At 61.9% G+C, this 11,834-nt stretch carries 17 protein-coding genes and 1 tRNA gene; 6 read left to right on the top strand and 12 right to left on the bottom strand.

Features of this window, described 5'->3' with window-relative positions:
• Positions 1–3: 3 nt before the first annotated feature.
• The 4 genes from nadD to ROV93_RS08995 all read left to right on the top strand — a co-directional run bounded on the left by nadD (position 4) and on the right by ROV93_RS08995 (position 1,772).
• On the top strand, positions 4–669 hold the full coding sequence (gene nadD / locus ROV93_RS09010; protein ID WP_072168534.1) for a nicotinate-nucleotide adenylyltransferase: 666 nt from the start codon (positions 4–6) through the stop codon (positions 667–669).
• Between the two features lie 58 nt (positions 670–727).
• A complete protein-coding gene (gene rsfS / locus ROV93_RS09005; protein WP_005418109.1) occupies positions 728–1,138 on the top strand; it encodes a ribosome silencing factor in 411 nt (136 codons plus the stop codon).
• A 64-nt stretch (positions 1,139–1,202) separates the two neighbouring features.
• On the top strand, positions 1,203–1,673 hold the full coding sequence (rlmH, locus tag ROV93_RS09000) for a 23S rRNA (pseudouridine(1915)-N(3))-methyltransferase RlmH (protein ID WP_005418108.1): 471 nt from the start codon (positions 1,203–1,205) through the stop codon (positions 1,671–1,673).
• A 22-nt stretch (positions 1,674–1,695) separates the two neighbouring features.
• Positions 1,696–1,772 (top strand) — tRNA-Asn (locus ROV93_RS08995).
• Positions 1,773–1,855: 83 nt separating this feature from the next.
• Here the strand turns inward: ROV93_RS08995 and ROV93_RS08990 are convergent.
• Positions 1,856–2,143 carry a helix-turn-helix transcriptional regulator gene (locus tag ROV93_RS08990; RefSeq protein WP_180840068.1) on the bottom strand — a complete coding sequence of 96 codons (288 nt, stop codon included), beginning with the start codon at positions 2,141–2,143 and terminating at the stop codon, positions 1,856–1,858.
• 94 nt (positions 2,144–2,237) lie between these two features.
• On the opposite strand from ROV93_RS08990, the gene ROV93_RS08985 reads away from it, so the two are divergent.
• Positions 2,238–2,747, top strand: coding sequence for a hypothetical protein (locus tag ROV93_RS08985; RefSeq protein ID WP_180850682.1), 510 nt, complete (start codon positions 2,238–2,240; stop codon positions 2,745–2,747).
• An 86-nt stretch (positions 2,748–2,833) separates the two neighbouring features.
• On the opposite strand, the gene ROV93_RS08980 is transcribed toward ROV93_RS08985, so the two are convergent.
• The 7 genes from ROV93_RS08980 to ROV93_RS08950 form a co-directional block, all read right to left on the bottom strand.
• Positions 2,834–3,349: a hypothetical protein gene (locus tag ROV93_RS08980; protein WP_180840064.1), complete on the bottom strand. Its 516-nt coding sequence runs from the start codon at positions 3,347–3,349 to the stop codon at positions 2,834–2,836.
• 93 nt (positions 3,350–3,442) lie between these two features.
• Positions 3,443–4,183: a GIY-YIG nuclease family protein gene (locus ROV93_RS08975; protein WP_180840062.1), complete on the bottom strand. Its 741-nt coding sequence runs from the start codon at positions 4,181–4,183 to the stop codon at positions 3,443–3,445.
• 65 nt (positions 4,184–4,248) lie between these two features.
• Positions 4,249–5,373, bottom strand: coding sequence for a DNA cytosine methyltransferase (locus ROV93_RS08970; RefSeq protein ID WP_180840060.1), 1,125 nt, complete (start codon positions 5,371–5,373; stop codon positions 4,249–4,251).
• 14 nt (positions 5,374–5,387) lie between these two features.
• Positions 5,388–5,609: a CopG family transcriptional regulator gene (locus tag ROV93_RS08965; protein ID WP_180840057.1), complete on the bottom strand. Its 222-nt coding sequence runs from the start codon at positions 5,607–5,609 to the stop codon at positions 5,388–5,390.
• Positions 5,610–5,691: 82 nt separating this feature from the next.
• A complete protein-coding gene (locus tag ROV93_RS08960; protein WP_180840055.1) occupies positions 5,692–6,108 on the bottom strand; it encodes a very short patch repair endonuclease in 417 nt (138 codons plus the stop codon).
• 176 nt (positions 6,109–6,284) lie between these two features.
• Positions 6,285–6,563: a hypothetical protein gene (locus ROV93_RS08955; protein ID WP_180840053.1), complete on the bottom strand. Its 279-nt coding sequence runs from the start codon at positions 6,561–6,563 to the stop codon at positions 6,285–6,287.
• A complete protein-coding gene (locus ROV93_RS08950) occupies positions 6,556–7,278 on the bottom strand; it encodes a hypothetical protein (protein ID WP_180840051.1) in 723 nt (240 codons plus the stop codon). The genes ROV93_RS08955 and ROV93_RS08950 overlap by 8 nt, the downstream gene beginning before the upstream one ends.
• Before the next feature lie 315 nt (positions 7,279–7,593).
• Here ROV93_RS08950 and ROV93_RS08945 point away from each other — a divergent pair, with 315 nt between their 5' ends.
• Entirely contained in the window at positions 7,594–7,875 is a 282-nt protein-coding gene (locus ROV93_RS08945; RefSeq protein WP_180834315.1) for a hypothetical protein, read from the top strand.
• Here ROV93_RS08945 and ROV93_RS08940 read toward each other — a convergent pair.
• From ROV93_RS08940 to ROV93_RS08925, 4 genes are all read right to left on the bottom strand, one after another.
• The gene (locus tag ROV93_RS08940) at positions 7,868–8,146 is read right to left on the bottom strand and encodes a hypothetical protein (protein ID WP_180840049.1); all 279 of its coding nucleotides are present in this window, start codon (positions 8,144–8,146) and stop codon (positions 7,868–7,870) included. The two genes, ROV93_RS08945 and ROV93_RS08940, sit on opposite strands and share 8 nt — an antisense overlap.
• Entirely contained in the window at positions 8,139–8,639 is a 501-nt protein-coding gene (locus ROV93_RS08935) for a hypothetical protein (RefSeq protein WP_164212638.1), read from the bottom strand. Before ROV93_RS08935 ends, ROV93_RS08940 begins: the two co-directional genes overlap by 8 nt.
• Positions 8,640–9,150: 511 nt before the next feature.
• Positions 9,151–11,379 (bottom strand): VapE domain-containing protein, encoded by a 2,229-nt coding sequence (locus ROV93_RS08930; protein ID WP_180840047.1) that lies wholly within the window; start codon positions 11,377–11,379, stop codon positions 9,151–9,153.
• A gap of 2 nt (positions 11,380–11,381) precedes the next feature.
• A complete protein-coding gene (locus ROV93_RS08925; RefSeq protein ID WP_180840045.1) occupies positions 11,382–11,663 on the bottom strand; it encodes a DNA-binding protein in 282 nt (93 codons plus the stop codon).
• Between the last annotated feature and the right edge of the window lie 171 nt (positions 11,664–11,834).

Genomic DNA, 11,834 nt, shown 5'->3' with positions numbered 1-11,834 from the left:
GTGATGAGCCTGCGGATCTACTACGGGGGCACCTTCGATCCGGTGCACCTCGGGCACCTGGCGATCGCGCGTGCGGCCCGTGATGAACTGCAGGTCGCCGTGCGCATGCTGCCGGCCGCCGATCCGCCGCACCGCGCGGTGCCCGGTGCCACTGCTGAGCAGCGCTGCACGATGTTGTCGCTGGCCATCGGCGACGAGCCGGGGCTGCTGCTGGACCGTCGCGAACTGGATCGTGCCACCCGCTGCCCCGGTCGCCCGTCGTACACCGTCGACACGCTGCGCGAGCTGCGTGGCGAGCTGGGCCCGAGCCGGCCGCTGGCCTGGCTGGTGGGCGCCGACAGCCTGCTGGGGCTGTCCGGCTGGCATGAATGGGAGGCCCTGTTCGGTCTGGCCCACTTCGTGGTGGCCGAACGGCCGGGCAGTCCGTTGCAGGCGTCGATCGATGGCGAGCTGGGGCGCGCCCTGCAAGGGCGCTGGGCCGACAATGAGCAGGCCCTGTTCGCCAGCCCGGCCGGGCGCATCCTGCGCCTGCACCACCCACTGCGCGAGGAATCGGCCAGCGCCGTGCGCTCGCAGATTGCCGCTGGCGGTCCCTGGCGCGCACTGCTGCCACCGGCCGTGGCCGACTATGTCGCTGCACACGGGCTGTACCGCCCGGCCACGGCGTGAATGGCGCGGCCGCGCCATCCCCGTATAATCGCCCCCACGTTTATCGAGTCGATCCATTTTGAGCAACCAGACCCAGCCCCAGACCATCAAGGTCGATCTGCCCAGCCCGCCGCCGTCCGTGCCGGAACTGCTGGCCAGCGTCCGCCAAGCCACCGAAGACCTGAAGGCCAAGGACCTGGTCGAGATCGACGTGCGCGGCCGGTCCAGCGTTGCCGACTACATGATCGTCGTTTCGGGCACTTCGACCCGCCACGTCAAGTCGATTGCCGATGAAGTCGTGCGCTTCGCCAAGAACATCGACGTGATGCCGCTGGGTGTTGAAGGCGAGCGCGAAGCGGAGTGGGTGCTGGTCGATCTGGGCGACGTGATCGTCCACGTGATGCTGCCGCGCGTGCGTGAGTTCTACGCGCTCGAGCGCCTGTGGACCGTCGGCGACCAGCCGCCGTCCAGCGACGACGAAGTGGCCTGAGCCGCACGTTGACGCATCCCTTCGACGGCGCCGGGGGCGCCGTCGACGTTTTGGAGGACCGTTGATGAAAGCCCGCCTGATCGCCACCGGTGAACGCGCGCCCAGCTGGGTCGCGCAGGGGTTCGCCGAATACCAGAAGCGGCTGTCGCATTGGCTGCCGTTCGAGCTGGTGGAAATCGAACCCGGCCTGCGCGGCAAGGGGCGCGATCCGCGCCGTGCCACCGAGGATGAAGGCAAGCGGGTCATCGCCGCGCTGCCGAAGAACGCTTACGTGGTGGCACTGGACGTGCCGGGGCGGCAGTTGAGTTCCGAGCAGCTGGCGCAGCGCCTGGAGCATTGGCGCGGGCAGGGCCGGGACCTGGCGTTCCTGATCGGTGGCCCGGAAGGGCATTCGCCAGAGGTCTCCGCGCTGGCCGACGAAAAGTGGTCGATCGGACCGCTGACGCTGCCGCACATGCTGGTGCGTCTGGTGGTGGCCGAGCAGCTGTATCGGGCTGCCGCAATGATTGCCAATCACCCCTACCATCGCGCGTGAAGAGTGGTTATACTAGTCGTCTGCCCGAATAGCTCAGCCGGTTAGAGCACTTGACTGTTAATCAGGGGGTCGTTGGTTCGAGTCCAACTTCGGGCGCCATATGATTCAAGCACTTAGGCCGCGCATCGTCGCGGCCTTCGTCTTTTGTGGGTTGCTGAAAACACGAAAGCAACACAGAAGCGTCACCCTCGCTGCTTAGACCCCTTCCGCGTCTTCGGTGACGTCGCACGCCCACGCTGCGCCAGGTACTCGCCCAGCAGCTCCTGCGGGGCGACGCCCATGGCCTCGGCGAACTCCACCAACTCCACGGCGTCGATGCGCCGCTCCCCGCGCTCGCACTTGGACACGAAGGTCTGCGTGTTACCCAGGCGCTCGGCCAGCTCGATCTGCGTCACGCCCACCCGCTTACGGACCGCCTTCAGGACGGCCAGCAGGAGTTGGTAATCGCGGTTGTGGGTCGATTGGGCCATCGCGCGGTGACATGAAGTTCACCGCACGCTAGAGTCCGTGTTGGATTAGTCCAAAATGGACTATTCAAAGCCACCACATCAAGGGGACATAAACATGAGACTTTTGGCCTTCCTGTTCTTCGCCATGCTCACCGGGTGCTCGACCACTACGGGCAGCGGCGCCAACGTCACCCGCAGCGGATTCGACGGCGCGCGGGTCGTGACCATCAACGGTCACGGCAACGCCTGCAAGTCGATGCGCTGCACCGGCCTAGGCGCGCAGTGGACCTCCAAGAACCCGAAGGAGTCGGTCCTGATCGTCTATCTCTTTAACGACATCAAGGGCATCACTGGCGCATCGCTCAACATCGACGGACAGACCTACGACCTCTCGACCATGCAGCCCTTCACCAACTTCAATGAGTTCGGCGCGGCGACGCAGGAGTCTCGCAAGGGGTTCCTCGTGCCACTTGACCTCATCCGCAAGATCACCGCATCGCAGCGGACGTGGCTGAGGGTTCAGACCACCGGGGGATACGTCGAGGACGCGGTCATCGACGGGCAGACCGATAGCAAGGCGTACCACGCGCTCAAGCGCTTTCTGGCCTCAGTGGATCAGGGCTAATCCACAGTCGCGCGACGGCGCACAAGGCAATGAAAGGAGGGCCACCTTCGCGGCGGCCCTTTCTTGTACACGGCGGGAGAACGGCGTCAGCCGTCGGACGGCGCGGGCTCGACCACGCGCACGGTGGACAGCGCCTCGGCGGACTGCTCCCCGTCCATGTCGGCTGGGTGGTGCTTCTGACGAGGCGGCACCTCGACGCCTTTCTTGCGCATGTCGTTGGCATACCACCGAACTGACTTGGCCGTCGCCGCCGCGCCCTCAATCTGCGCGTTGACCATCTCGGCCACTAGCGCGTGGGGGAAGCCAGCGGGGTCCATCAGGATCGCGCGGGCGAGCGCGCCGACGCCCTTGCCGTGGAGCTTCTTCTCTGTCGCTTCGGGTGCCTCGGCGGCCTCGGCTTTCGGCTCTGCGCGCTCCTTGGTCGCCTTGGGCTTCTTCGGCTGCCCGAACGAGGCCAGGTCTATGTCCTTGGCCTCGGCGACCTGCTCGATCCGGGCGACGAGCTTGCTCCGGGTCGCGAACGTCTTGGGACCCGCCGGCTTGTCGGCGATCCGGTTGTGCAGGTCCAGCAGTGCCTTGGTGGGCATGTCTTCCAGCTTCATGGCGTTCTCCTACGTGTTGGTGGGCACGCAGGCATTAGGTCGCGGTTCCCTCGACCCGGGAGCCCCCCCCTCTTTTATGGAACGGGCTCTGACTCACTCATCGCCATCGCCCTCTTCGCCACTCTTTTGCTCCACTGACGCAGCCCCACCTAGTGCGGCATACCGCCGATCAGCAAGCCACTGCAATCGTTTTGCTTGAGTGAGTAAGACCCTACGCAAACCGCCTTGAACTTTTCGCTCCGATATCACCTGCGCCAATCTGGAGATAATTAGCGCACGTCGTGCAATACGGAAGTCGGGGTGAGATCGCAGCTTGTAGACCTCATCAGACACGATCTTCATCCTGAAGGACTTCGGCAGCGTCACTTCAACAGTGGGAGGCGGCGGGTCCTTTTCGTTCAGAACCGCCTTGAACTCGCTCTTTTCAATCGCGTCTTTATAGACCAATGATTCAAGCGCATTCAAATGCGCCTTCGCTGCCTCTTTCTCTGCCTTTGACATGCTCTTCTGAAAATCGGGCAGAGGCCAAACTTCAATCTCATAGACTTCGAATGGATCAAGCACCGACATGGCCACGGCGTCGGTCCTCTGATTCGTCAGATGCCGCCGAATGCGCGTACGCAACTTCTCATTCGTCTGACCGACGTAAATCGGCTCGCCGTCATAGTCGAAGAATGCATAGACGCCCCAAGTGAAGTTCCCGACCTTACTTTTCACCTGCGTATTGGGATCCTCGAAAGCAGCATCGAGGAAGGCTGCCAAATTCTTGCGGAGATCCTCCGTCTCGAATGGCGGCACGTTGATGTTATCGGCAGTGATCTTTGCTGCGCTCAAGGCGGAGCTCCCCGGTGGTACACCCCACCGAGGATAGCGATTTGCAATTCAAATTGCGACGAAGTCTAGGCTGCTACCGCGATCTGCCGTTGAGGCAAGATCTTCTCCAATAAATTGGATGCAAGAAAGCGGACAACTGGCACAGCCACGCCGTCACCCGCTAAGTGGTAGGCCTCGTTGTAATTTACGGGCAACCGGTAAGAATCCGGCAACCCCATCAGCCTTGCCGCCTCGCGGGGTGACAGAAGCCGAGAACGAATTCGTCTCCCGTCAACAACGAGAATCGTTTGTCGACTTGAGCCGCCACTAGGCGTACGCAGACATCCAGCGACATCATCGAAACGAACCTCGGCGCGTTGAGTGCCATTTCGCGTCCTGCGATACAACGCACCCACCATCTTCTTTTTGCTTTTCTTCGCAGTCTCAACTTTGGAACGGTTGAGGGGGGTCATCATGTCCAGCAGTTTCTTCGTCTCTTCAGGCGTATGCCATTTAACACCTTGAGGCTCATCTTCTATGAGGTCTGCAAACGTCGTAAGACGCGGCCCAGGAGAAGGCAGATTCCACCAGACCCACTTGGATTTCGCACGTCCAGACAAATCCTCGTGAGCATTCACCAAAGCCTCGTTTTGCCACGGCAACTGCGGTTGCGACGCGCGAAGATAGCTTGGGACTTCAATGTCTCCGGCCACGCCGATGAAGAACAGGCGAGGTCTGGACTGCGGCAGGAAGCGCACCGCATCTATGACCACAGCACCGAAGCGATAACCCGCTCCAGCTAGGGCGGACGAGATCGCGGAGAAGTCGCGCCCCCCGTGTGAAGTGAGTGCTCCGCAAACGTTCTCTAGGACCACGAGCTTTGGAGCACGGTTCTCCTTAGCGAGCTTCCGCACAAGTTCCCAGAATGGCCAAAACGTGCCCGACCGGTTACCGTCAAGGCCGGCTCCAGCCCCGGCAAGCGAAAGGTCCTGACAAGGAAATGACGCCCACACCAGGTCTGGCCGACCTGGGAGATCCTCGGCTCTAATCTTCGCTACATCGCCGACATGCAATTCGTCCGAACCCCAGTTAGCCGCGTAAATCGCCGCCTTCTTAGGATCGAAGTCATTGGCAAACGCGCAGTCCCAACCCTCGCCCAAGCCTGCACGCGCCATCCCACCGCCAGCGAAAAACTCAAAAAATTTGTGCACGGGCTTGTATCTTCCTATTTGGTTTTTCGCCGATTGCCCGCTGCCAAAGGAGCTTCAAGCAGCGGCCACTGATCTCGTACGTATTGTTCTGCTGCATCGCGGACCACCCAGGCCAATGACACCTTCTTTTCTCTGGCGAGCCCTTCGAGGGTTTCGTACAGATCAGCAGGAAAACTGACCGAGAGCCGCGTGCTCCTCAGCTCCACGTCGCGTTCTGTTGTCGGTTTGCTGACCATCTGGCGCATCCGGAAAGGATGCACCACGTTACACCACTACGGTGCAGTTGAAAACGAGGGGGCCCAGCTCGGTTCGATTAGATCAACGTCGGTTCTCGGGAGGTGAGATCCGCCGGTAGAGCCTGTCCAAGTTCGTCGGGCTCAATTGACACTCCCACACCGTAAGGACGCGCCAGCCAAGCCGGCGCAGCCTCCCCGCTACGAGTTGATCGCGCTCCTTATTCTTCCTGATCTTGGAGAGCCAGTAGGCGGTAGTTGTCTCCGGTAGGCGGGCGCGGCGACAGTTCTCGTGCCCGTGCCAGAAGCACCCATGAACAAACACTACGGCCCCGCGCTTGGGGAACACCAAATCAGGCTTACCCGGCAGCCGGCTGTCGTGCAGCCGGTAGCGGAGGCCGCGCTTGTGAAGATACGAACGCACGACCATCTCCGGTTTGGTGTCGCGGCTCCGGATAAGGGACATCCGGTGGCTGCGTGCCGCTGGATCCAAGAAGTCCATGCCGCATCATGCCGCGGAAGCGCCGACATGTGAGGCGCTCTGATTGCCTGTCGGCGGGGGCGTGCTGCCTAAGTGATTGAAAAAGAAGGGGATGCCCTTGGGGCATCCCCTCCGAAACACGGCCGGGCCACCCGTTGCCCTCTGCGCACCTAACCAACCCGGCCGGGTTTGCCCGGTCAGGCTGAGCAGAGCGCGAGGTGCGCCTGGTGGTAGCCAAGTCGGTCGGCCCGGCGCTTCGTGGCGCGGTCCACGTACAGGTCCAGCGCGCGGCAGTACGGCATCCCCGCCAGGCGCGCCGCGTCGTCGAAGTAGTCGGAGTACGGGCGGACGCCCGCGGCCTCGGCCCGCTCGGCCAGGGCTTCGAGCAGGTCGCGGCCGGTGCGCAGGGCGACGGCCAGCCCGGCGAGCGCGATCGCCACCGGGTGGTCCGCCGAGTAGTGGGCCAGCTTATTCATCGCCGCCCCCGATCAGTTCGTGGTCGATGTCCCGCTCGCGCATCGCGAGCTGGATCGAGCTGATGGGGTTGGCCTTGCCGGCGTTCCAGGCGCGGATGGTGACCAGGATGCCCTGGAGGCGCGCGTCGCCCAGCTTCACGTACTCCTGGACCTTGAGGTAGTCGTCCATGCGCATGGCGGTGGCCAGCTCGACGGGGCCGACCGGGCGGTCCTTGGACGGCATGCGGTCGATCAGGGACAGCACCGCCGAGGCCAGGGCCAGGTTGCGCGTGCCGACGGCGACCTGGGCCATGTGGCCGAGCTCGGCGGGGCCGGCGTGCTGGAGCTGCTGGAGGTACTCGGTGCGCTTGGGGTCGCCCAGGGCCGCGCGGGCCAGGACTTTCGCCGGGGAGTCGTAGAACTGGCGCTGGCCGATCAGCTGGGCGTGCGGGGCGCCCGCGTCCTTGATGATCTTGTCGAGCTCGGCCTTGGAGTTGTCCTTGATCTCGCGGACGGTGGCGACGGTCTCGTGCTCGGCGAAGCGGGCGACGTCAGCCCCGCCGATGCCGGGGGCGCTCTTCCAGCGCGCGGCGATCTGCTGCTTGCGGGTCGCGATATCCTTGTTCAGGCGCTCGATCGCGGCGAGGGTGCGCTTGTGCAGCAGGTCCAGGGTCGAGGCAAGCTCGCCGATCTGCTGGGTGCTGAGGAGGGGGGTATCGCTGAGGTTGATCTTCATGGGTCGTTGGCTCCTGCGAGGGTTGTGGTCCTCCGGTCGCCTGTCACGAGCGCATCCCCAGCCTTGGGGTGGTCTGCGCGCCAATGCGCTGACCGGATGCCTGCAATGTGTCGCGGAGCGTTGGGCGCGAACGCCATCGTTCTCCTGACGTGTTTCCCTCGAAGCTGCCGCCGTCACTGCGGCTTACCAATCATGGGCTTGGCATCGCGCGACCCACCGATGGAATGTTAGAGGGTTGAAGTCGTCGCAGGATTTGCGACGCGTTCGTGGTTCCATTTACTGGCATCAAACCGATGCGCACGGGGGAGCCAACCAATGGCGAACAATCTGATTGTGTCGTACGACCTGTACAGCCCAGGGCAGGATTACTCGAAGGTTATTGATGCGATCAAAGCCCTGGGCTCGTGGGCGAAGATCCATAAGTCTGTCTGGTACGTCAATTCCAACTACACGGCAGCCCAGGCTGTTGATAAAGTCTGGGCGACGATGGACCGCAACGATTCCCTGTTCGTGGCAGATGCCACCAACAACAATGCAGCTTGGCAGAACCTGAGTGACGAGGTCTCGAACCACATCAAGGATCAGTGGTTCAAATAGCAGGGCGTTGGCTGGGTGGCTGTGACTGGCTCTCGCGATTGATGCTGCCATGCTCGCGTCGCCCCTCGTACTCCTGTGACATGCGCTCCCAGGTATCGGCGTCCAGGCGCGGCACTGGGCCGATGCAGGTCATCTCGCTGCGACGAGCCAGGGCATCGCGCCCACCCATCGCCTGGACTGCATCTGGCGAGGTGTCGTGGATCGCGTCCAGCATTGCGTCGATCTGGGCGGCGCGCTGCACCACCTCGGCCACGCTCAGGTTCTCACTCATCGTCTTGCTCCTTGTTCGCGTTGTATTTGCCCAGTAGGGCGACAAGTTGCGCACGCTCAGTGGCAGGCATCCGCAGCAGCCCATCTGCTGACAGGCCTGTGTCTTCGACTTTGACGCGCAGGCGTTCAGCCATCTCGTCGCCGTAGTGGAACTTAAGCATCACTTCCAGCAGGCGATCGCTGTGCTTCTTCACTGTGAGCGCGCGCTGTTCGCCTGTGTGTGGGTCGCGTTCTGTTGAGACTTGGCCTTGGTAGATGACTGGCTCATCCACGCCGACAACAGCGCGCCGATATGCTTCTTCGAGAAGGGCATCCATCGCGATCTGGATGGACTTCTCCCAGCGACGCTTGAAATCTAGGTCGTTCTGCTTGTACTCGAACGCAAGGCGCCTGGAGATGCCGCACACCTGAGCCGCCTGTTTCGGCGAAGCTGTGTCCTCCAGAACCTGGAGAAAGACCTCCTGCACCTCTGGTGTGAACTTCTTCGTGGCCATGGCCAGTTCCCAAAAGGTGGTGTTGAACTTGATCGTGCCGTGTCATGCGCGCGAGGCACGCCAGCACTTATGCATGCCGATCAATCGCTTGGGATGCATGGGTCACCCGAACCCCGATTAGATGTCCTGAGTCCACGCGCGCGAGGGAGAGGTCTGGCGCGCAGTTGGACGAAGATCCGACGCATTCCCCGCATTGGTGCCACGCCCACCACATTCGACCAGGTACTCGCCTTTTCGATGTCTGTTGCACTCCCTTGCTGCTGCGCCAGGCGGCCAGAAATCCTTATGCTGCAAGACTTGTTGCTTCGTTGCTGCAGTTGCGCTCGATCTGCTTTAACTGCCAGGACTGTCTTGCCCTTCAGCCCCTAATCTGGCTAGGGCTTTCTCTTTCCAGGGTTTAAGTAAAAAAGAGCAACAAGAGCAACAGAGCAACGAGTCTTGCAGCACAAGGCTTTCGGGCGCTGCCCATGGCCACTGAGGGTCAGCAACCAAGGCAGCGCCCAGCCTCATGTCATGGCCTCATGTAGCCGCGTCCCTGCTTTCCTTCATGTCCAACGCGCACGTTGTTTTTGTGTTCCCAGCCCAAATACTTCTCCATCACGATCTTCAGGCGCTGTGTGTGCTCAGGACGCAGGCTTCCTGCGGGAATCTGTAGCGCATCGGTCAACAGCATGCTGGTATGCACACGATCCATCGGCTCGACTTCTTTGTAATTTTCATCGCCAACCCAGACGATCTTGCGATCAACATAGGCGCGTAAGATGTCAGCCCACGGGTCTTCTGAAACACGCTCTTCCTGCTCGATGGCTGCCATCGCCCACAGGTCCTGCGGCAGGAACAGTGATTCGCCTTCTGCCTCCCTGGTAGCAGCTTCTGCCCAGAGCTGGTCGCGATCAGCTACCAAGGCCTCCAGGTCGATAACGCCGACCTTCACGGGCCAGAAGCGCCTGTTGCCTGTCTGGTCCTTCAGATAGGTCGCTTGGTTGGTAGTGCCGATGAAGATGCACTGACGCCGCAATTCTTCATGCATGCGGCCATAAGGGCGACGGACATTGTCGATGCTGCTCGACACGAACGCCTTGAGTGCCTCGACGCCTGACTTGGACAGGACGGACATCTCACCCAATTCGATGATCCAGCGCCCCTCCAATGACAGCGGTGCATCTTTTGACTCTGTGTTGCCAATGGGTGAATCCGAGAACCACTCGACGTGCGGCGACAACAGCTTGACGAACGAGCTCTTGCCGCTGCCCTGACTTCCTTCCAGGACAATGACGTTGTCGAACTTGCAACCAGGCTGGCGAACGCGCCTCACAGCGGCAATCAAGGTCTTGGCGCCGATGGCGCGAACGTAGGCACTGTCCATCGCACCTGCATACGTCACCAACAGCTTGTCGATGCGGGGAACGCCATCCCAGGTCAATCCATCCAAATAGTCACGCACTGGATGCACGGTATTTTCGCGGCCAATGGTGAGCGCAGCCTCCAAGACGTCTTCCTTTGTCCAGTTTGCATCAGTAGCCTCGACGAAGTACTGGCGGATACGGCGCACCACGTCATCATCCAACCTGCGGCCTACGTCCACATTCCATGGCAAGTCTGCTGCCGTGAGGTGCGTTGATCCGCAGAACTCGTCATACGCCAAGCCAAGCTGGTCGCGGATATGGCGCATCAGCTTCAGGCAGTTCGGGAAACTGCTGACGATCTTGCCAGCGTCAGTGCGTCTCATCGCGGGCAACTGCTCGCCCTCGAACGGCACAATGTCGAAGTCCTCTTCTGGGGCTGAGCGTGGCACGGCTCCACCTGCGGCCTGCACCACCTTGTGCAGGTACTTCACGGTGATCGGCTTTCCTGCGCGCCCTGCCGAATGCAGTGAATCCCAGCGGCGCCCGATGATGTGGCGATGATCCGCGTATTCGGGGTCGTCGGTACTCCAGTCGATGAACTGCTCGCGCCCCTCACCAGCAGTGGCGTGATGGCATGCCATCATCAGGCTGAGCCATTCCTCATGTTCGCGGAAGTTACTGGGGTCGAGATGTTCCAGGGCTGAGGCAAGCATCTCTGGGGTAAGTTCGCCCCACAGTTCTGCATCCGTCCCCTGTTGTAGTTCGGGCCTGCGGATCAGCTCCAGGAGCGAATCTGGCGCTTGCGGAGTCTCATCCAGGCCAACCAGGAAGAACTCGGGCTCATAACGCTTGCCATTGGGGTGCACGGAACCTGCCGCGACGACCTGCTGGCCTGCCGTCTTGAACTCGACACCTGGGTACTTTGCCAGCGTGCCAAGGATGGGCATGTCTGCAGGCTTGTGCAGGTGATAGTGGTGGCCGCCACCGCCCGTGATTACATGCGGGCACGCATCCAAATGCAGGCCGATGTCGCTGGCGAGTTCAGCTAGGCTGTCGCGGCCTGCAGGATAGTTACGCGGATCGGCATCGATGACGAGGTCAATCGGGCGCAGGCGGACGCCCACGTTCAGCCCTTCGCGTTCCGCGTGTGCCAATACTTCGGCGGGGTCGGTCTGGGCGCGTGTCCAGCCCGTTGAGATCGGCCGCTTGTCGCCGCGATGTAGGAGGATCAGACAGTGACCTGCTTCGGCGTAGGCCTGCATGGATGCAAATGACGGCTTCAGAGCGGCTGGTCCCGCGACATCATTGCCCCAGTGAGCCTTGGACAGCTCCGTCTCCTGGTCAGTCGTACCCTTGCGCCCGCCTTGCCCGCGGGCGTTTTCTTTCATGTCCATACTCAGCCCTCCATATCAGCGCCACGGCGCTTCATGTGGGCCCGCAGGTCGCCCATGCGGTATCGGACTGTGCGCGACCCGACTACCAAGTGTGGCGGATGGCTTTCGGGGCGCTGCGTACGGCTCCAGGCCAGCGTGCGGGGTGTCAGGCGCAGGAAGGCAGCAGCCTCGATGCTGGTGACGACGGCGTCGTCAGGCAGGGCATGCAGTTCAGATAGTTCTTGGGGATTGAGCCTTTTGGGCTCGTAGGGTGTGAGCCTCTTTGGCTCATTGGCGGTTGCCATTGGCAAGTTCCTTGTCAGAAGCCGCCCCATGGGCACCATGCCCTTGGGACACATCCGCAACCTTTCGTCGCAGATAGGACCCGTGCATCCCTTGTTATCGGGCGGGCCTCGGCTGTTCTTGCCGCCGAAAGCACTTCTGACCGCCATAGCAATTGCCGACGATCCTCCGGG

Origin of the sequence: Stenotrophomonas maltophilia group sp. msm4 (assembly GCF_032025605.1) — a bacterium.
Classification (GTDB): domain Bacteria; phylum Pseudomonadota; class Gammaproteobacteria; order Xanthomonadales; family Xanthomonadaceae; genus Stenotrophomonas; species Stenotrophomonas sepilia.
The sequence above is the reverse complement of the archived record's forward strand: the minus strand, read 5'-3'. Positions and strand labels throughout refer to the sequence as shown.

What these genes read in the sequence shown, in the direction of transcription:
- ROV93_RS08930 (WP_180840047.1), bottom strand. Translation starts at nt 11,379, where the DNA reads ATGGACATGAAAGAAAACGCCCGCGGGCAAGGCGGGCGCAAGGGTACG.
- nadD (WP_072168534.1), top strand. Translation starts at nt 4, where the DNA reads ATGAGCCTGCGGATCTACTACGGGGGCACCTTCGATCCGGTGCACCTC.
- ROV93_RS08945 (WP_180834315.1), top strand. Translation starts at nt 7,594, where the DNA reads ATGGCGAACAATCTGATTGTGTCGTACGACCTGTACAGCCCAGGGCAG.
- ROV93_RS08940 (WP_180840049.1), bottom strand. Translation starts at nt 8,146, where the DNA reads ATGAGTGAGAACCTGAGCGTGGCCGAGGTGGTGCAGCGCGCCGCCCAG.
- ROV93_RS08935 (WP_164212638.1), bottom strand. Translation starts at nt 8,639, where the DNA reads ATGGCCACGAAGAAGTTCACACCAGAGGTGCAGGAGGTCTTTCTCCAG.
- ROV93_RS08965 (WP_180840057.1), bottom strand. Translation starts at nt 5,609, where the DNA reads ATGGTCAGCAAACCGACAACAGAACGCGACGTGGAGCTGAGGAGCACG.
- ROV93_RS08960 (WP_180840055.1), bottom strand. Translation starts at nt 6,108, where the DNA reads ATGGACTTCTTGGATCCAGCGGCACGCAGCCACCGGATGTCCCTTATC.
- ROV93_RS08985 (WP_180850682.1), top strand. Translation starts at nt 2,238, where the DNA reads ATGAGACTTTTGGCCTTCCTGTTCTTCGCCATGCTCACCGGGTGCTCG.
- ROV93_RS08950 (WP_180840051.1), bottom strand. Translation starts at nt 7,278, where the DNA reads ATGAAGATCAACCTCAGCGATACCCCCCTCCTCAGCACCCAGCAGATC.
- ROV93_RS08955 (WP_180840053.1), bottom strand. Translation starts at nt 6,563, where the DNA reads ATGAATAAGCTGGCCCACTACTCGGCGGACCACCCGGTGGCGATCGCG.
- ROV93_RS08980 (WP_180840064.1), bottom strand. Translation starts at nt 3,349, where the DNA reads ATGAAGCTGGAAGACATGCCCACCAAGGCACTGCTGGACCTGCACAAC.
- ROV93_RS08925 (WP_180840045.1), bottom strand. Translation starts at nt 11,663, where the DNA reads ATGGCAACCGCCAATGAGCCAAAGAGGCTCACACCCTACGAGCCCAAA.
- ROV93_RS08990 (WP_180840068.1), bottom strand. Translation starts at nt 2,143, where the DNA reads ATGGCCCAATCGACCCACAACCGCGATTACCAACTCCTGCTGGCCGTC.
- rlmH (WP_005418108.1), top strand. Translation starts at nt 1,203, where the DNA reads ATGAAAGCCCGCCTGATCGCCACCGGTGAACGCGCGCCCAGCTGGGTC.